This is a genomic window from Pedobacter endophyticus (assembly GCF_015679185.1).
In the GTDB taxonomy this organism is placed as follows: domain Bacteria; phylum Bacteroidota; class Bacteroidia; order Sphingobacteriales; family Sphingobacteriaceae; genus Pedobacter; species Pedobacter endophyticus.
Genome location: NZ_CP064939.1, coordinates 3,667,657 through 3,686,125 on the forward strand (window position 1 = coordinate 3,667,657; position 18,469 = coordinate 3,686,125).

At 41.2% G+C, this 18,469-nt stretch carries 18 protein-coding genes and 1 rRNA gene; 9 read left to right on the forward strand and 10 right to left on the reverse strand.

The window, feature by feature from the left end:
* Positions 1-126 precede the first annotated feature (126 nt).
* Both rrf and IZT61_RS14915 read left to right on the forward strand, forming a co-directional pair.
* Positions 127-238, forward strand: a 5S ribosomal RNA gene (gene rrf / locus IZT61_RS14910).
* Positions 239-1,192: 954 nt separating this feature from the next.
* Complete coding sequence (locus IZT61_RS14915) at positions 1,193-2,491, forward strand: protein kinase (RefSeq protein ID WP_196097822.1); 1,299 nt, start codon at positions 1,193-1,195, stop codon at positions 2,489-2,491.
* On the opposite strand, the gene rlmN is transcribed toward IZT61_RS14915, so the two are convergent.
* The 7 genes from rlmN to IZT61_RS14945 form a co-directional block, all read right to left on the reverse strand.
* Positions 2,481-3,542, reverse strand: a complete 1,062-nt coding sequence (gene rlmN, locus IZT61_RS14920) for a 23S rRNA (adenine(2503)-C(2))-methyltransferase RlmN (RefSeq protein WP_196097824.1) — start codon at positions 3,540-3,542, stop codon at positions 2,481-2,483. The genes IZT61_RS14915 and rlmN overlap by 11 nt on opposite strands.
* 44 nt (positions 3,543-3,586) lie before the next feature.
* Positions 3,587-3,706 carry a type II toxin-antitoxin system YoeB family toxin gene (locus IZT61_RS22320; protein WP_317193193.1) on the reverse strand — a complete coding sequence of 40 codons (120 nt, stop codon included), beginning with the start codon at positions 3,704-3,706 and terminating at the stop codon, positions 3,587-3,589.
* Positions 3,655-3,822, reverse strand: coding sequence for a hypothetical protein (locus tag IZT61_RS22325; protein WP_230383717.1), 168 nt, complete (start codon positions 3,820-3,822; stop codon positions 3,655-3,657). Before IZT61_RS22325 ends, IZT61_RS22320 begins: the two co-directional genes overlap by 52 nt.
* The gene (locus tag IZT61_RS14930) at positions 3,798-4,046 is read right to left on the reverse strand and encodes a DUF2683 family protein (protein ID WP_196097826.1); all 249 of its coding nucleotides are present in this window, start codon (positions 4,044-4,046) and stop codon (positions 3,798-3,800) included. Before IZT61_RS14930 ends, IZT61_RS22325 begins: the two co-directional genes overlap by 25 nt.
* 295 nt (positions 4,047-4,341) lie before the next feature.
* Positions 4,342-5,313 carry a 23S rRNA pseudouridine(2604) synthase RluF gene (gene rluF, locus IZT61_RS14935; RefSeq protein ID WP_196097827.1) on the reverse strand — a complete coding sequence of 324 codons (972 nt, stop codon included), beginning with the start codon at positions 5,311-5,313 and terminating at the stop codon, positions 4,342-4,344.
* Positions 5,314-5,666: 353 nt separating this feature from the next.
* On the reverse strand, positions 5,667-6,221 hold the full coding sequence (locus tag IZT61_RS14940) for a DinB family protein (protein WP_230383718.1): 555 nt from the start codon (positions 6,219-6,221) through the stop codon (positions 5,667-5,669).
* 195 nt (positions 6,222-6,416) lie between these two features.
* The gene (locus tag IZT61_RS14945; RefSeq protein WP_196097829.1) at positions 6,417-7,106 is read right to left on the reverse strand and encodes a helix-turn-helix transcriptional regulator; all 690 of its coding nucleotides are present in this window, start codon (positions 7,104-7,106) and stop codon (positions 6,417-6,419) included.
* Between the two features lie 531 nt (positions 7,107-7,637).
* On the opposite strand from IZT61_RS14945, the gene IZT61_RS14950 reads away from it, so the two are divergent.
* Positions 7,638-10,106, forward strand: coding sequence for an ATP-binding protein (locus IZT61_RS14950; protein WP_196097831.1), 2,469 nt, complete (start codon positions 7,638-7,640; stop codon positions 10,104-10,106).
* A gap of 11 nt (positions 10,107-10,117) precedes the next feature.
* Here IZT61_RS14950 and IZT61_RS14955 read toward each other — a convergent pair whose 3' ends face one another.
* The 3 genes from IZT61_RS14955 to IZT61_RS14965 all read right to left on the reverse strand — a co-directional run bounded on the left by IZT61_RS14955 (position 10,118) and on the right by IZT61_RS14965 (position 12,257).
* On the reverse strand, positions 10,118-11,449 hold the full coding sequence (locus IZT61_RS14955; protein ID WP_196097833.1) for a sigma-54-dependent transcriptional regulator: 1,332 nt from the start codon (positions 11,447-11,449) through the stop codon (positions 10,118-10,120).
* 68 nt (positions 11,450-11,517) lie between these two features.
* Positions 11,518-11,832 carry a hypothetical protein gene (locus tag IZT61_RS14960; RefSeq protein WP_116169014.1) on the reverse strand — a complete coding sequence of 105 codons (315 nt, stop codon included), beginning with the start codon at positions 11,830-11,832 and terminating at the stop codon, positions 11,518-11,520.
* A gap of 110 nt (positions 11,833-11,942) precedes the next feature.
* The gene (locus IZT61_RS14965; protein WP_196097835.1) at positions 11,943-12,257 is read right to left on the reverse strand and encodes a hypothetical protein; all 315 of its coding nucleotides are present in this window, start codon (positions 12,255-12,257) and stop codon (positions 11,943-11,945) included.
* A gap of 603 nt (positions 12,258-12,860) precedes the next feature.
* On the opposite strand from IZT61_RS14965, the gene IZT61_RS14970 reads away from it, so the two are divergent.
* From IZT61_RS14970 to dut, 6 genes are all read left to right on the forward strand, one after another.
* The gene (locus IZT61_RS14970; RefSeq protein WP_196097837.1) at positions 12,861-14,027 is read left to right on the forward strand and encodes an amidohydrolase family protein; all 1,167 of its coding nucleotides are present in this window, start codon (positions 12,861-12,863) and stop codon (positions 14,025-14,027) included.
* A gap of 139 nt (positions 14,028-14,166) precedes the next feature.
* Positions 14,167-15,072, forward strand: a complete 906-nt coding sequence (locus IZT61_RS14975) for an Abi family protein (protein ID WP_196097839.1) — start codon at positions 14,167-14,169, stop codon at positions 15,070-15,072.
* Positions 15,063-16,019, forward strand: a complete 957-nt coding sequence (locus IZT61_RS14980) for an NAD(P)H-dependent flavin oxidoreductase (RefSeq protein ID WP_196097841.1) — start codon at positions 15,063-15,065, stop codon at positions 16,017-16,019. Before IZT61_RS14975 ends, IZT61_RS14980 begins: the two co-directional genes overlap by 10 nt.
* Before the next feature lie 44 nt (positions 16,020-16,063).
* Complete coding sequence (locus tag IZT61_RS14985) at positions 16,064-16,348, forward strand: acylphosphatase (RefSeq protein ID WP_196097843.1); 285 nt, start codon at positions 16,064-16,066, stop codon at positions 16,346-16,348.
* A 128-nt stretch (positions 16,349-16,476) separates the two neighbouring features.
* Positions 16,477-17,964 (forward strand): oligosaccharide flippase family protein, encoded by a 1,488-nt coding sequence (locus tag IZT61_RS14990; RefSeq protein ID WP_230383719.1) that lies wholly within the window; start codon positions 16,477-16,479, stop codon positions 17,962-17,964.
* 57 nt (positions 17,965-18,021) lie between these two features.
* Positions 18,022-18,453, forward strand: a complete 432-nt coding sequence (gene dut, locus IZT61_RS14995) for a dUTP diphosphatase (protein WP_196097845.1) — start codon at positions 18,022-18,024, stop codon at positions 18,451-18,453.
* Positions 18,454-18,469: the final 16 nt, after the last annotated feature.

An 18,469-nucleotide genomic window follows, 5' to 3' on the forward strand; every position in this document is an offset into this window, starting at 1 on the left:
GTTTGCTCTTCGAAACTTAACTTCTTTCAATAATATGTCATTTAAGGCTTAAGGCAAAAGGCTTAAGGCGTAAGGTTAATACCTTATACCCTACACCTTTCAACCCTCAACCTTATTTAAAAATATTTAGGTGCCTATATCGGTGGTGTCCACCTCTTCCCATTCCGAACAGAGAAGTTAAGCCCACCAGAGCCGATGGTACTGCGGTAACACGTGGGAGAGTAGGTCGGTGCCAAATCTTAAAGCCCCAAAGGGGCAATTGCAAAACCCTTCAGTTTATTCTGGAGGGTTTTCTTGTTTATAAGCTTTTTTTTCCGTACTGGTTGGTGTCCCCACCAACCAAATACAAACGCTGTCATTGCAATGGAGGCCGTCATCTCGAATGCAACCGAGAGATCTTTGTCGTTTACGGTACCAGGCGGGCGCAGCGTAATAATGCCATTTTCATTCCCGCCGCTATTTGCTTATTGGTTGGTGTCCCTACCGACCAAATGTAAACGCTGTCATCGCAATGAAGGCCGTCATCTCGAATGCAACCGGGAGATCTTTGCCGTTTACGGTACCAGGCGGGCGCAGCGTAATAATGCCATTATCATTCCCACCGCTATTTGCCTATTGGTTGGCCTTCCCACGGGCCAAACTATGAACGCTTTCATCGCAATCGAGGCCGTCATACTCAGCTTGACTGGGGATCTTAATGCGCAATAATTGGGTACCTTGCATTAAGATTCCCGCCTGCGCGGGAATGACGATGAGTTGAAAGGAAATGTGTCCATACTATCTGAGGTATCGGGACAGGCGCTGCGCTCAGGATGACAGCTATGAATGGCAGCCGTCTTTTAGAAACCCGATGCGAGCGGATATCCTTTTCGGTAGCGCTTGCTATTCTTATTTCATCGGCGTATCCAGAAAAGATTAAAGCGGACAGCGGGACTAAAATCGGCCAGCACTGGTGACGCTGTTTTCCCAATACTTTAAAGCAATAAGGTAGCTCACTTCGGGAGCATTTGAGCACCGTAGTGCCCTGAAACCATCAGAAAATCAGGAAACGTTAACTCAGGCATGTATTTTGGTGGGCAACTGTGTTATAATACGTTTCAATTTGACAATATTTTAAACTCAAAGATTTATTTCTGCATGTTGATAAAAAAGCAAGGCAATAAACATAACTTCGCGGTAAATTAGTTCAGCATTGCAAACTTTAGAACAACTGCATAACGGCGAGCTCAAGGGCATAGTTTCTTTGAGGATCTCTGAAGGTTTAAAGGATTTCCCCCGTGAAATTTTTGAATTGGCCGACACGCTTGAGTGCCTTGATCTTTCAGGAAATCAACTCAGTGCCTTGCCGCACGATTTCGGTCGATTAACGAAGCTGAAAATTCTTTTCTGTTCTGATAATTTGTTTACTGTGCTGCCCGAGGTTTTGGCCGATATTGCCGGACTGGATATCGTCGGTTTTAAATCCAATCGCATAGAGTTTGTTCCTCCAAAGGCACTCAACCCGCATATTAGATGGCTTATACTTACGAATAACAAGTTGCAAATGCTGCCTCCGGCGATTGGCAACTGTTTGAGATTACAAAAGCTGATGCTTGCTGGAAACAATATTATTTATCTCCCACAGGAACTTCAGTTGTGCAGAAACCTCGCTTTAATCCGGGTGGCAGCTAATGAACTACCTTTTCTACCAAAATGGCTTTACTCGATGCCGAGCCTGGCTTGGATCGCATTTTCGGGCAATAAAATTAGCAAGGGTGGTGTTGGACTGCTTGTGCCTCAAATTGATTTAGAGGAGCTCGAATTTAAAGACCAACTAGGGGCGGGCGCATCAGGTACTATTTACAAAGCATTCAATAAGGTTACCAATACGGATGTTGCTGTTAAGATTTTTAAAGGTACAGTTACCAGCGACGGTTTTCCAGAGGATGAGATGAACGCTTACATAGAAGCGGGTAGTCATCCGGGTTTAGTAAGGCTTCTGGGCAAAGTGGATGCTCGTGTGGAGAATGTTAAGGGCCTGGTAATGGAATTGATTCAATCTTCTTTTCACAATTTAGGTGACCCTCCAAGTTTCGAAAGTTGTACCCGAGACGTTTTCGCTGCTGAGCTGGAGTTGAGCGACGTGCAAGTTTTAAAGGTTGCTTCAACAATTGCCTCGTTATGCGAACATTTGCATGAAAGGGGAATCATCCACGGCGATCTGTATGCCCATAATATCTTGATGGATGCAGACGCAAACGTTCTGTTCGGCGATTTCGGTGCCGCATCATTTTATGATACAAAAAATATTGAGCAGGCTTTCTACCTGCAACGGATTGAGGTGAGAGCCTTCGGTTACCTTATTGATGATTTGCTTTTGCGTTGCGGGCACAACTCAATGCAGGAAATGAAGAATTTAAGAGACAGTTGCCTGTCTCAGGAGATTAACCTTCGCCCCAGCTTTAAAGAGATTACAGCAAGGCTACAGTCGCTTAAATCGACTAGTTTTTAGCTTCTTCTTTAACAGCAAGTTGTCCGCAGGCCGCGTCAATATCCTTACCTCTGCTCCGTCTGATATTGGTGTTTATACCCTGACTTTTTAGGTAGTTGGAAAAGGCATCAATCTTATCGCCCTCGGCATTTGTGAAATCGGCAAATGAGATCGGGTTGTATTCAATCAGGTTTACTTTACATGGAATATGCTTGCAGAATTTGGCCAGATCCATTGCATCGGATATTTCATCGTTAAAATGATTGAAAACGATGTATTCATAGGTTACCGGATTCTTAGTTTTGGCAAAATAATATTTCAAAGCCTCGGCTAATGCCTTCAAAGAGTTGGCCTCATTAATGGGCATAATCTCGTTTCGCTTCTTATCATCGGCTGCGTGAAGTGAGAGTGCAAGATTAAATTTTGCGCCATCATCGCCAAGCTTTTTGATCATTTTTGCAATTCCGGCTGTTGACACAGTAATGCGCTTATAGCTCATATTTAAACCATCGGGGGCTGTAATCCGCTCGATCGATTTAAGCACGTTGGCATAATTTAAAAGTGGTTCGCCCATGCCCATGTAAACAATGTTGGTTAATGGGTTATCATAATTTTGTTTCGCTTGCTTATCAATCAAAACAACCTGGTCGTAAATTTCGTCGGCATTTAGGTTGCGTTTGCGATCCATGTAACCGGTAGCGCAAAACTTGCAGGTTAAACTGCAACCCACCTGCGAGCTCACACAGGCCGTCATCCTATCTTCTAACGGAATGAGTACGCCTTCAACTATATTTCCGTCTGCTAAGCGAAATGTGTTTTTAATGGTATGATCGTTACTGAACTGCGAATTGTTTACCTGAACAGCGTTAATGGAGAAATTTTCATCCAGTGCTTTACGAAGATCTTTAGACAGATTGCTCATATCGTCGAAGCTCGTCGACGATTTCTCCCACAACCACTGATAAATTTGCTTTGCTCTAAAGGCAGGCTGTTGCATAGCGGTTAAATGCTGTTGCAACTGTGGCAAATCCAACGAGCGGATATCAATTTTTTTTGCTGTTTTTTCTAACATGTTATTTATCGCCGTAATGACCTAAAGCAGAAATGATAAAAACCCTAAATGTTTTCATCTACTCTATAGATCATTCTGTCTTTTTGATTTATTCTTCTTGCCCAATAGCTTGCTAAACCATATTTCCAGGGCTCAGGGTTTCCGATACCAGAGTAGGGGTAGATTTAAGCTCTTCAACTATTTGATCTATTCTTTTTATTGAAGTTTTGTTGCCTGACTTAAAATGAAGCTTAATCTGTTTCTCTGCAACTTTTTCTAAAACGATTGAATATTTTCCCATAAAGATTTAGTGGGGTCTAATGTTTTAACGTTGCCTTTCTTTATTGATTCTTCAGCTTTTTCAATTGCTTCTACCATCTCGATTCCGTAATGATCGATGGTTTTTTCACGTTCAGTTAGCGCAGAACTACCTTCTTTTTTGAAAGGAACTTTCAAAGCCTTTGCTACTGCTTTTAAAGCAGCAAGTTGTTCTTTGGTTTTGGGATGCATGATTAACGTTTCCATAAGTCTATTTCTCTTTTGCCAACTGATTAATGCAAAGTTACTTAAAAACTGCCTAAGCTGAAAGATTTATACTGAAAGCCAGCTTCCCGATAGCGAATTTTACAAAAAGCTACATAACAAAAAAGTTCAGCACGTTAATGTACCGAACTTCTTTTTATGTTTTTAACTATACGGTTGGTCGGTTCGGATCGATAACTTCATTTGGCGTTTCAATTAAACCATCACCCTTAAGGTAGTTTAGCAATTTTAATCCAACTAAGCTTAAGAGCTTACAGAAAGCAGATTGTGTATCATGCTATCTTCCCCTTTGCCTGGTATTTGCCTTGCCGGCCGGTTTACCTTTTGCCGGTCGTGCGTTTCTACTTGTTGAATTGCCTTTATGATTAGCCTTCCCCGCTGCCGATGCGGATTGTTTTTTTCCTCCCGATTTCTGAGCCGGCTTGAAGCTTTTTACAGGTTTTTTAGCGGGTGCTGACTGCAGTTCTGAGCTTTCATCCCACGATGTTGTTTTCTTTTTGGTGTTTTTAGGTTTCTGGGCCACATCAGATGAAGATTTTTCAACGCTCTTCATCACCACTTCCATCTCATTCTCTGTTAACTCCCTGAACTCGCCGGTTGCAATGCCTTTCAAATTGATATTCATAATCCGGGTACGCTCTAACTTGGTAACCTCGTAACCGAAATGCTCGCACATCCGGCGTATTTGCCTGTTTAAGCCTTGAATTAAAATGATGTTGAATACAAATGTGCTGATTTGACGAACCTTACACTTTTTGGTATTGACACCCAGAATTGGTACGCCATTACTCATTCCGAAAATAAAATCTTCGGTAATGGGTTTATTTACTGTAACTACATATTCTTTTTCGTGCTTGTTTCCGGCCCTGAGGATCTTGTTAACAATATCGCCGTTATTGGTCAGAAAGATCAGGCCCGACGAATCTTTATCTAGCCTGCCGATCGGGAAAATGCGTTCGCTGTAGTTTACATAATCAACAATGTTGTCTCGCACGCTCGATTCGGTGGTACTTGTAATGCCAACGGGTTTGTTAAAAGCAAGCAGCACAAAATTCGATTCCTCTTTAGGCTCAATGTTATGCCCGTTTACCATTACCCGGTCGCCGGGAAAAACCTGATCGCCGATTTTGGCCCGTTTGCCATTGATGAAAACATTTCCTTTTTCAATATACCGGTCTGCCTCACGACGAGAACACAGTCCACTTTCGCTTATAAATTTATTCAAACGTGTTGCAGCGTGCTGATTCATATTGCAATTTTACGTAAATAAATCAGCTTATAAGCCAGAAAGAGACTAAGATTGATCGAATTTAGCCTGAGCAGATTTCATTTGGCGCCTTAAAACTCTCCCTTTTAATGGCGGTGGGTTTTGTTGTGTCTGTACATCCCTTCCGAAGAAGTCGGAAGGGAAAGTAAAGGCATTACTTTAACCCAAACGTTGATAGGGAGAGGTTATGATAAGCAATGCGAATCCGATAGCTGTCGAATTCAATTTGCGAGGGAAACCTATGCCCAAGGCATCCCTTTCAGGAAAACTCGGCTTTATAAGCCAGCCCTGCAACAAGCCCTTTCTCTATTTGCAGCTTTCACAGGCTGAGGCCTTTAAAAATTCTGATCGTCGGCACTTGGACCATAACTTCCCGGAATCGGAATGTTGAGCAGCCTCAAATAAACGCCCAATTGTGCCCTGTGGTGCGTAGTTTGGCTAAAAGCGATGCGAATGATTTCATATTTAGTCATGTCGCCTAAAATCTGATCACCGTTGCGCAATATCCACTGATCGTCAAATTTTGCTTCATCCGCTTTTTCGAGGTCTGCCTTTCCGCTTTCGTAATTTTCGGTCAGAAGCTTAATGAGGTCGTCGTTATTTTCCACTTTTTTCTCCTCGTAGGGTGCGGTGGCAAAGTCCAGTCCGTCGGTATTTAGGCCCAGGCTCACCCAGCTTGGCAGGTCGGCAATATGGCTTGCCAGCGATTTCATTTTCATGCTTTTCTCGTGCGGTGCCCAATCAAATTTATCAACCGGCACAAGAGCCAGGAACTTTTTTGTAGTTTCAAATTCCGACTCGAATTCTTTTAGTAATGCTTTAATAATATCCATGTTTTTCTGTTTTGTTTTTTCGATTGTGTTCAATTCCATCAGTAATAAATCAGCCATGCTCATGATTTTTTGGTTTTGTTTCCACAAAGAAAAAGCCCCACAGTGACAACCCTATGGCAGTGTAAAAAAAATATTTTTTATTTTTTTACAGGCCAATAAAGCCTCTGATTTTTTGTGTTTGGTAGCGTTCAGCAGAAAAAGTGTTGTTCAGCAATCTGTCACCTAATGCAAACATATATTCACTTCGGGCAATCAAAAATTTACTGGCAACAGGCTCATGTAATCGCTTAACTGCATGTGATTGCTTTTTTCGAAAGAACGCCCGGTATTTTTCAGGCAAATAATTCTGGTCAGATTAAAGTCGCGGTATTGATTCCTGATATGGCACCAGGCAATCAAATGCCAGCTAAAGGCATAAAAAATTAAACCGATTGGCTCCACCTCACGCTTGCTCACTTCATCTTTGGCGTTTTTGTATTCGAGCGCAATCATGTTTTTCTCAGCTATCGCACTTTGAATAAGCGAAAGATATTCGTAGTTAAATGTCATGCGCTCCGGAATCTGCAGCTTGATGTGCTGGTTCATCAGTTCCAGCTTTTCCCTTTGGCTGGTTTTTAACACGGCTTTAACTTTGGTAAGTGCGGTAGAATAATGCGATCGGATCGAGTGATCGGCAAAGCCGTTCACCAGGCTTTCTACCAGCAGCAAGGCATTTGCTTCGTCAGAATTAAAGGAAACGGGCGGTAAAAAATAACCTTGAACCAGAAAATAACCCTTGTGCTGTTCAAAGGCAACAGGAATGCCCTGTTCCTGCAAGGCCTTAATATCGCGGTAAACGGTGCGGATACTAATGTTAAACCGTTCGGAAATTTTATCAGCAGAATTGTATTTTTTGGATTGCAGAATAGTTAAGATCCCAAAAAGGCGGTCGATGCGGTTCATAAGGATTGCTTTGGTTAAAATTAGGTAATTTATGGCAATTTTGAAGGACTAATTGGATATTAATCAAGAGCAATCGCTTTTAACTTTTCCTTGCTTGCCTTTCTGTTTTCTGCATACCCTAACGGCGAAAACATAAGCGTTATGTTGCCATGGAAGCACGGAAAATACGGAATAACTTTAATTTTTATCACTGCCCGTTCGGTCAGGCGGGCGTGCAATGTTGTGTAGTTAAGTATGAAAGGTGTGAGTCTGAGCGGAGTCGAAGACTTTTTTTTAGGATAAATCTATAAACATCGCCCTTCGACTAAGAACCAAATAATATGGGCGGGCATGCCTTCGGGTTTTCGTGGCTAATTTATTGTTACATAGCCTGACTTTTTTAAAGGCGATTTCCCCGGATATTTATTATTGCCCGGTCATTTCTCAATATTCGTTATTCATCAGCGTTGGTATGTTATTTGTTACTAGTTCGCCTCATTATGTCTATCAAGCGAAAAAATTCGTTTAGTATTCAGACACAACATTAAATTAATGGCAGCCGTAATTCAGAAACGTTTTTTCAGGGCAATAAAAGGAAAGGTAATTATCGGTTTCTTATTCGCCTGCTTTGCGCTGCTTTCGGCATGGGGAATCAGCAAATTTGCTTTTACACGGATGCTGAATACGGTTGAGGAAATCTCGGCCCCGAATGATCGTTTGCGGCTTGTAAACGATCTTTCGCACAAAATCGCCCGCCTCGATCAGCTTCAAAGGGATGAGGCATTTAATAAGCAGGGCAACTCCAATTTCTTAAAAGAATCTCGAAAGTTAAGGGCTACGTTAGATACGCTACGTAATTTGTATACCGGCGATTCTGCTCAGTTGGCGAGGATTAAATCGATCAAAAATTTACTTGCCGAACGCGATAAACAGTTTGTTTCTTATTTAAAAGTCCGTGAAACACTCGTAAATACCAAGTCGTTTTCTGATGAGGTGCAAAAGCTGAACGATCTGATTGCTGTTCGGACGCGGCAAGCCGACAGCGCCGTTTTAACCACCGAAACAACAACATCAACCACTACCGTCGCTCCTGAGGAACAAGAAAAATCGAGAGGTTTTTTAAGTAAGTTGTTCGGTAAAAAGAAGGCGGATGTTTATAAAATCATTAACGAAGAATTTAAAGTAAAACGCGATACCTTAAACGCCGAGGCCGAAGATAGCATTGTAAAAAGTATGACGGGCTCTTTGCGTTCCATTGAGTTGGAACAACAACAAAAAAGCAAGAAATTTTTAAAACGAGAGGCCGAACTATCAACCGCCAGCAATGCATTAACGAGCAAAATGTTGCAAATTTTGCGTGAGGTTGAGGGCGAAGCTGTAGCGCAGGTTGATTTAAATGGAATAGAGGCGAAAGAAGTGGTAAATGACGGTATTACGCAAATTACGGCAATTATCATTGCATTTTTTTTCCTCACCGTAATCTTGCTTTATCTTATTTTAACTGATATAACCAGAAGCAACAGGTACCGTAAGCAACTGGAGCTGGCAAAAGATGAGGCTGAATATCATGGCAAGGCGAAACAGCGCTTTTTATCGAACATGAGCCACGAAATAAGAACGCCGCTGCAATCTATTTTGGGGTATGCCGAATTGATTAGCCAACAAGATCAGCCGAAAAAGAAAGATATCGACGCAATCTATCAATCATCAATCCATCTGTTGCAGATTGTAAACGAGGTGCTCGATTATAACCGGATCATTTCGGGCGAATTTACCTTCAACAATCAGGTTTTCGATATCAAGAAAATTATCGCCGAGGTTACCGCTGTTGTTCGTCCGTTGGCAGAGCAAAAATCGTTAACGTTGATTACAAGCTTGGATTTGGGCGACGTTGAATTTGTTAAAGGCGATGCTTTCCGGTTGAAGCAAATTCTTTTCAACTTGTTGGGCAATGCCGTTAAATTTACCTTAAAGGGAGAAATCAATCTGCGCATTTCGTGCAAAAAGCAGCTCGATAATCTCCATTTTCAATTTACCATAACCGATACCGGCATTGGTTTCGATGAAAGCGACATTTCGCGGATCTTCAACGAATTTGAACAAATCGAATCGCCGGAAAAATACGTGTTGAACCAAACAGGAACAGGGTTGGGCCTCCCGATCGTGAAGTCGCTAATTGAAGCTCAGGGCGGACGAATCCACGTGAAAAGCAAATTGGGCAAAGGCACAACTTTCAATATTTATTTAACTTTTCAGCAAACAACCGAACCTGTAACCGATACTTTTAGCTCGGAACATTACGCCATTGTAAATTCGGGAACAGTTTGGGTTATTGATGATGACAAGTTGATCGTCGATCTTTGCGGACTCATTTTCGCAAAAAACAACATACGGTTTAAGTGCTTTGGCAACGTTGCCGATATATTGAAACAAGAGCCTGATGCAGACTTAAAATATGTGTTGGTGGATATGCGCTTACCCGAAATGACCGGGCTTGAACTTTGCCATTTGCTGAAGAAAAAGCTTGCAGCCGATGTGAAGTTTTACGCCATTACTGCCCAGGTGTTGCCCGAAGAAAGAGAAATGGTATTGAGCGAGGGTTTCGACGGTTTGATTATGAAGCCATTTAGGGAAGCCGACCTGCTTTCCATTTTCGATAAGGTGCAGCTTTTAGAAGAACCTACAGAATTTGATCTTTCATCGCTCGAGAAGATGACCTTCGGCGATCAGCAGATGTTAAACAAAATCCTGAATCGGTTTAAAGAAGATTGCATTAGCGATGCGGCCGATTTGAAAACGTATATGCTCGAAAATAATTACGATAAATGCCGACTCATTGTTCATCGGCTAGCAGGCCGAACAGCACAAATGGGGGCGAAAACACTGGCTCAGGCTTTCAGACTCCTTGAAACTGAAATTGCCGAAAAAGGTTTGAACAGCGCTGTGAAAACGGAAACTGCAAACCAACTGAAAAAGTTAAAGGCATTGGTAGCGGCTATTGAGTCGCCATTGGCGGTATAGATACCTTCTATTTAGTCGATTCCATACCGTTCCATTTTCGCATAAAGCGTTTTGCGGTCGATATTTAGCATTTTAGCCGCTTTAGATTTATTGTGCTTTGCTTTAAGCAGCGTTTCAGAAATCAACGCTTTCTCGTTTTGCTCATTTACCGCCTTTAAATCGAACGAACTTCCCGGCAATGTTTGCTGATTAACGGCAATCATCATTTCATCCGGTAAGGCATCTACTTGCGCAATTTCGCCCGGAGTCAACAGCACCATCCGTTTAATTACGTTGCTCAATTCGCGTAAATTTCCGGGCCAGTCATAACTCAGCAGTAATGATTTCGCTTCTGCAGAAATGCTCTTTACATTGCGTTTTAAGTTGCGATTTGATAGGCCGATAAAATGGTTGATGAACAATTCCAAATCGCCGCCCCGATCTCTCAAAGCCGGCAACTGAATCTTAAATTCGTTGAGTCGGTGATACAGATCTTCTCTAAACTCACCGCCAGAAATGCTGTTAATCAAATCATCGTTGGTGGCCGCAATTATGCGAACATCGACAGCAATTTGTTTCGTGCTTCCCAGCGGTTGTATTACCCTTTCTTGCAACGCCCGAAGCAATTTAATTTGCACTTCGTAACTTAAGTTTCCAACTTCATCCAAAAAGAGCGTGCCACCATTGGCAGCTTCAAACTGTCCTTTTTTGTCCGTTAGCGCACCTGTAAAGGCGCCTTTTACATGGCCAAACAGCTCGCTCGCCGCCAAATCTTTAGAGAGCGCTCCGCAATCGATCGCAATAAAAGGCTTATTGGAGCGCTTGCTTTGCTGATGAAGCGTTCTCGCCGCAAACTCTTTACCCGTTCCGCTTTCGCCCTGAATAATAACCGACATATCGGTGGGCGCAACCAACGCAATGTGCTCATACAGCTTATCGGCAATTGCACTTTTTCCCTTAATAAAATCCAGATCGGTAGCCTCTATCTTCGCCGCTTTCGAGTCCTTTTTCGCCAACGAATTTTTGATCACCATTAACAATTCATCCGGATTAACGGGTTTCGTAATGTAATCGAAAGCACCCATTTGCATCGATTTTACAGCCGTGCGAACATCATTAAAACTCGTCATTATGATAATAGGAACCGAAAGCCCTAAATTTCTGGAATGTGTAATCACTTCGAAGCCAATTCCATCTGGCAAGCGATAATCGATAATAAATAGATCGAACTCCTGACTTTCGATCAATTTTAATGCAGGCTTGATGTGAGTTATGAGCGTAACCTCATGGCCGTTCTTTTGCAAAAAGCCTTCAAGTAATTGAGCAAATGTTGTATCGTCATCTAAAATCAGGATTTTCGCCATACAACAAAAATAAGAAAAGCCAGCTAAAAACTGGCTAATCTAATACTAGGTAGATGTAATATTTGGGGTTATTGTACCGGTTTACCGTCTTTGTCAATTTTCACAGAACCTGTTTCTGCTTCCTTTTTAACATTGATCAGGTAATATTCTTTTGTGCCTTCTTTAACCGACCAGGCTTCTGTTGCCGTCCAGCCTTTGTAAGCATCAGATTTTAGTGCCGTTGTAACTGGCTCAGGTAATTCTTCCAATTTAACCGGAGTTTTTACTGCACTATCTTGAACTGCAACAATTGCAGCATTTTTAATTGTATTTACTTCACTCGCTTGTACTGCAGAGAATCCCGCAAATGCTAAGAATGCTGCTGATAAAATTAACTTTTTCATGTTTTCTAATTTAAATGTGTTGAAACTAAGAAATAGTTTCGTGGTTCTGTTTTAAAGAAGTGCAGCCTCCCGCAGACTGCACTTAGGGTTGATTATGCCTGAAAGGCAAATTATTGTACCGGTTTACCGTCTTTGTCAATTTTCACGGAACCTGTTTCCGCTTCTTTTTTAACATTGATTAAGTAATATTCTTTGGTACCTTCTTTAACTGACCATGCCTCGGTTGCTGTCCAACCTTTATAGGCGTCAGATTTTAGTGCTGTAGTTACTGGCTCAGGAAGTTCTTCTAATTTAACCGGAGTTTTTACTGCGCTATCTTGAACTGCAATAATTGCAGTGTTTTTTAATTCTTTTACTTCACTTGCTTGTACTGCTGAGAATCCTGCGAAAGCTAAAAATGTAGCTGATAAAATGAACTTTTTCATAGTATGATTTTTAAAAATTAATTTGTGTAACAATACTTGCTAATGTTTCATAATGGTGCCAAAGCTACTGTAAGTCCGTAATTTTCTCTTTTTCAGTTGTTTAAGGTTGTGCCAATAATGCCAAACTGTGGAATTTCTCCACAATTTGGGGGCAATAGCTACAAATTTGATCGGCTAAAAGTGTTTAACTGAGCTTGTAAATCGATTTTTTGATTCGGAAAGCAAAAGCAGCAGGTAATTTTAACGTTTACACTGTCATGCTGAGTGCAACGAAGGATCCGCAAGCGATGAAACAACAAAACACCGATAACGCACTGCCTAAAAAAGGACGGCGTGTGTTTCTGCCTTCGCTTTAGGATTTCCGCCTGCGCGGAAATGACGACTCAAGGGAACGTGTCCACGCCATAGCCTTTAAAGGAGATGATTTAAACAAAGTCCTTTCCTGTCAATTGCAGTACTTTTTTCCGTTGCTTCATCCCTTCCGAAGATAATCGGAACTCCAAAGCGAGACAATGTGACAGTGCGTTGAACGCAGCGTAAAAAATGTCGACGATAGGATTAATTTTATTTCTTTGCATCCCGATAATCCCCTTAATTTGCAACATGTCAAAATACTTTTCAGCCGACTGGATTTTCCCGGTGAACACGCCGCCGATAAAAGATGGAGTAATTTCGATAAGTGAAAGCGGCGAAATTGAAGCTGTGTTTAGCTACGATGCCGCCAGCAAGCTTACTGTTGACATAGAAAAGCACAAAGGTGCAATTGTTCCCGGTTTTATTAATACACATTGCCATCTCGAATTATCGCACATGCATGGGCAGATTCCCGAAAAAACCGGTTTGGTCGATTTTGTTCAAAGCGTTATCAAAAGCAGGCAATCGGATAATGACATGGTGATTGAGGCAATGAAAATGGCCGATCAGCAAATGCTGAACAATGGGATTGTAGCCGTAGGCGATATTTCGAACCAAAGCATTTCGAAGGAAGTAAAACTGCAGAGTGAGATACATTACCACACTTTTGTTGAAGCCATGAGTTTTAATCCGGAGCGGGCCGATGCGGTCATGAATAATGCAATAGCGCTGAAAAATGACTTTTTGCCCTTGCCCGCTTCCATCGTTCCGCATGCGCCCTATTCCGTTTCTGAAAAACTCTTTCAGCTGATTAATGAAAGGGCAGAAACAGGCAACGATTTTATTAGCATTCACAATCAGGAAACGACCGACGAAAACAATTTTTTTTTAACTAAAACCGGAGGCTTTTTAAACCTATATAAATTTCTCGGCCTCGATATAGAATTTTTTCAGCCGACGGCAAAAACTTCGCTGCAAAGCTGGCTACCTTACGTTAAAAAACAGAAAACGCTTTTAGTGCATAACACCGTTACCAGTAAAGACGATGTAGCATTTGCCCGGCAAAACCACCCCGATTTATATTGGTGTCTTTGTCCACAAGCCAATCTTTATATTGAGGATGCCTTGCCCGACGTGGATTTACTCATTGATGAAAACCTAAAAATTACTTTGGGTACCGATAGTTTGGCGAGCAATCATCAGTTGAATATTTTATCAGAGATGAAAGTTTTACAAGAACGTAAAAAGGTAAACTTCGAACATCTGCTGCAATGGGCTACAATTAATGGCGCTCAGTTTTTAGGTTTGGATCAACAGCTGGGAACAATCGAAGTCGGCAAAAGCCCCGGTTTAAATTTGATTCAATTATCAGATGATTTTACAATTGAAAGCGATAAGGTGGAAAGGCTTAGCTGAGAATTGGTTTTGATATTGAAAATAAAAATGTAGATTTATAAATGAATTTATTTATATTTGCATTAACAGTACACGCCACGCTACCCTTAAGAACAGCGTCCCAGGGCGTGTCTTTTGCTTTATAGGCTTTTTGTTTGTTATGTACAGTAAACAGCCGCTTAGGATAAATCAACAAATAGATCAGCTGATAAACAGAGGTTTATCAATTTTGGATATTGATTTAGCTCATCACTTTTTGTCTCATATTAGCTATTATCGTTTGGCAGGTTATTGGTGGCCAATGCAAGCTGAGCCCAAAGAAGACCACATTTTTAAGCCTAAAAGTAACTTTGAAGATGTAATATCATTATATAATTTCGATAGAGTGCTTCGTGTCATTATTTTTGATGCTATTGAAAAGATAGAAATTAGTTTACGAACAAAGCTAATTTATCACCTATCTCATGAATTTGGTCCTTGGTGGTTTCAAAAACTAGAGATATTTCAAAACGTACCGGAGGCAGTAAAAACGCTGGCAGTTTTAGAAGAGGAATTAGTTCGCTCAAAAGATATTTTCATTAAGTCTCATAAAGCAAAACATAAAGATGATTTGCGATTTCCGCCATCCTGGAAAACACTGGAATTAACAAGTTTTGGAGCACTCTCTAAAATTTATGGGAATCTAAAGAATGATGTCACTTCTAAAGATATTATTGCTAAGGAGCTTGGGTTGGTTAATCACACATTTTTGCCTAGTTGGTTGCAATCTTTAGCTCAAATTAGGAATTATTGCGCTCATCATAGCAGGCTTTGGAATAAAAATCTTCCTGGTAGACCCAAACTTCTACCCAACCCGCCTTTCAATTGGATTAGAGAAGTGCCACAGGAGAAAGAAATGCATCTGCTCTATATCCACTTATGTTGCATTAAATATTTGCTAAATATCATTCAGCCTGAAAATAATCTTAGGCAGCAACTTGTTAGCTTACTGGAAAAATACCCGAGTGTTGATCCAAACGCGTTAGGCTTAAAACCTGCTTGGGTAGAAGAACCGTTATGGAAATAAAGAAAAACGTTTGCAAACTTTTCAACATTAAATACCCCATTATTCAGGCCGGGATGGTTTGGTGTAGCGGTTGGAAACTCGCTTCGGCGGTTTCAAACGCCGGCGGCCTGGGCATCATCGGGGCAGGCTCCATGTATCCCGAAGTATTGAGAGAACACATCCAAAAATGCAAGCTTGCAACCAATCGGCCTTTCGGTGTCAATATTCCCCTTTTATATCCAAATATTCAGGAAATTATAAACGTTGTAGTTGAAGAAGGCGTAAGCATTGTGTTTTCCTCTGCCGGAAATCCTGCAACGTGGACACCGTTTTTAAAAGATCGGGGTATTACCGTTGTTCATGTAATAGCGAACACAAAATTTGCCCGTAAAGCCCAGGAAGCTGGCGTTGACGCCATTGTGGCCGAAGGTTTTGAAGCCGGCGGCCACAACGGTCGCGAGGAAACCACTACAATGTGCTTAATTCCAATGATTAAGCAGAGCGTAAACATTCCCGTAATCGCTGCAGGTGGAATAGCCAGCGGAAAATCCATGTTGGCCGCCTTTGCCTTAGGTGCCGATGCAGTGCAAATCGGTTCTGCTTTTGCAGTTGCCGAAGAATCTTCGGCCCATCCTGCATTTAAAAACAAAATTGTTTCATCGGCAGAAGGCGATACCAAACTGGCCATGAAAAAGCTTGTTCCGGTAAGGCTCTTAAAAAACGAATTTGCCGATAGCATTATGCAAGCAGAAGCCGAAGGTGCAGACAGGGCCCGGTTGGCGGAGCTGTTGGGCAGGGCAAGGGCAAAGCTCGGCATGTTTGAAGGCGATATAGAAAACGGAGAGCTCGAAATTGGCCAGGTAGCTGCAATGCTGAAAGCAATAAAACCCGCAAAACAGATTTTTGAGGAGATTTGGACGGAATTTACCGACGAGAAAAATCGACTTTCGAAATTGGATTTCAATTAAATTATTACCCTTAACTTTACCGCGTTAATTAGTTATTCATTTACATGAAACACCTCAACATAAAAGTAACTGGAAAAGTACAGGGCGTATTCTTTAGAGCAAGTACGAAAGCCGTAGCCGACCAAATGGGCATCAAAGGCTTTGTAAGAAACGAAAAAGATGGTTCAGTTTATATCGAAGCAGAGGCACAACCTGTAATTTTGGATGCCTTTATCGATTGGTGTAAAGAAGGCCCCGATAAAGCAGTGGTAGAAAATGTTAAGGTAAGCGATGGGGAACTAAAAAATTATCGCAATTTTGAGGTGATAAAGAAAAATCTGCTTTGGTAATGGAATTTACAGTTTTTGAGCTACAAATTACGGTGTTAAATCTTAATCATAAATTAAATCGATTTCGACTTTAGAAAGGTAATTTACTAGCCCAATCTAAAATCTGAAATCTAAAAATCTAAAATCAATTGTCAGTTTATAAAAAGTTTCTTGGGCAAACGATGGTTTATGGTATTAGTACCATTGCATCAAGATTACTCAACTTCATATTAACGCCAATCTTCACCCGAAGTTATGGTGCAAGCGCATTGGGTGTTTTCACTAAAATGTATGCTTACGCATCGATGATTAATGCGATTTTGGCCTTTGGTATGGAAACCACATTCTTCAGGTATCTCAATAAGTACGAAGATAAAAAACAGCAGGTTTACAACAACTCATTTTTAATTGTTGCCTTTATTTCTACACTTTTCTTAATTACCGGACTCGTTTTTACAGAAAGCATCACCAAATGGCTGTTAAATAACGATATGTCGCACTATCAAGATCAGAAACGATATGTGCAGTATTTCCTTTGGCTACTATTTTCAGATGCAATTTGCGTAATTCCTTTTGCACGGATACGAGCCGATGGCAAACCTTTTCGGTACAGCATTATCAAGTTCGTTAACATTTTAAGCTATGTACTTTTAAGCTTATTCTTTATTTACGGAATTCCGATAATTATAAAGCATAGTTTACCTGGCGCTACTTTTTTTCAGAGTTGGTTTAGAGATAAATGGGTGGGCTATGTCTTTATCGCAAATCTGCTCGCTAGCGGGTTGACGTTCCTTCTGCTTGTGCCAGAATTTTTAAAAGTGCAGTTTAAATTCGATAGCGTGCTGTTCAAAAAGATGCTCTCTTACAGCTGGCCCGTGTTGGTTGCAAACCTGTCGTTTATCATTAACGAGAATCTTGATAAAATTCTTTTAGATCGTTATACAACTGAGGCACAGGTAGGTATTTACGGTGCAGTTTGCAAGCTGGCCATATTTTTAAGTATTTTCAATATGGCGTTTAGGTTGGGTGCCGAGCCTTTCTTTTTCAGCTACGCTAAAAATGAAAATGCAAAGGTAACCTATGCCAAAATTCTCGAGTACTTTGTAATTGCACTCTCCATACTTTTTGTCGCACTAACCGCCAACATCGAAATACTTAAATATTTTATTAGCCGCGATGCAAAACATCTTGCCGAATACTGGGTCGGTTTGCCCGCGGTTCCGTATTTGCTGGTCGGCTATGTTTGTTTGGGCATTTACATGAACCTTTCCATTTGGTATAGGCTGTCTGATCAAACTCGGTTTGGCCTGTACATTTCACTTGTCGGCGCTTTTATAACCATTGTTTTTAACATGATTCTGATTCCGAAGTTTAGTTACATGGGCTCGGCGTGGGTTTCGATGGCTACTTACGCAACCATGATGATTATATCGTACATTTTGGGCCAAAAGTATTACCCGATACCATATAATCTTAAAAAAATTGTGGCCTATTTAACTATATCGATTATATTGGTATTTTCGTCGTTTTTCGTTTTCAACAGGAACATTTATGTAGGCAATTTGATGCTGATTGCATTTGTTGCAGGTATTGCCTATTTTGAGAAGAACAACTTATTGAAATTATTAAAGAAATAGGAACAGATTCCCTCATTCTCTCATGTCACATATCTCCAATCTCATATCTAAAAAGCCATGCAAATAAAAATCATCAACAAATCCGAACACCCTTTACCACAGTACGAAACCGCTCACGCTGCTGGTATGGATTTGCGGGCATCGATTACAGAAAACATTACGCTAAAGCCTTTGCAACGCTTACTTATTGCAACGGGTTTGTTTATTGAGCTACCCGTTGGTTACGAAGCGCAGATCAGACCGCGAAGTGGTTTGGCTTACAAGCACGGAATTGGTATTGTAAATTCGCCGGGAACAATCGACGCAGATTATCGTGGCGAAATAAAAGTTTTATTGGTAAATTTATCCCAGGAGGATTTTACAATCGTTAATGGCGATAGAATAGCCCAAATGGTAGTGGCCAGACACGAAACAGTGCAATGGCAAGCGGTTGAAGAACTTGGCGAAACGGCCAGGGGAGAAGGCGGATATGGACACACTGGGAAATAACGGTGATTGAATCATA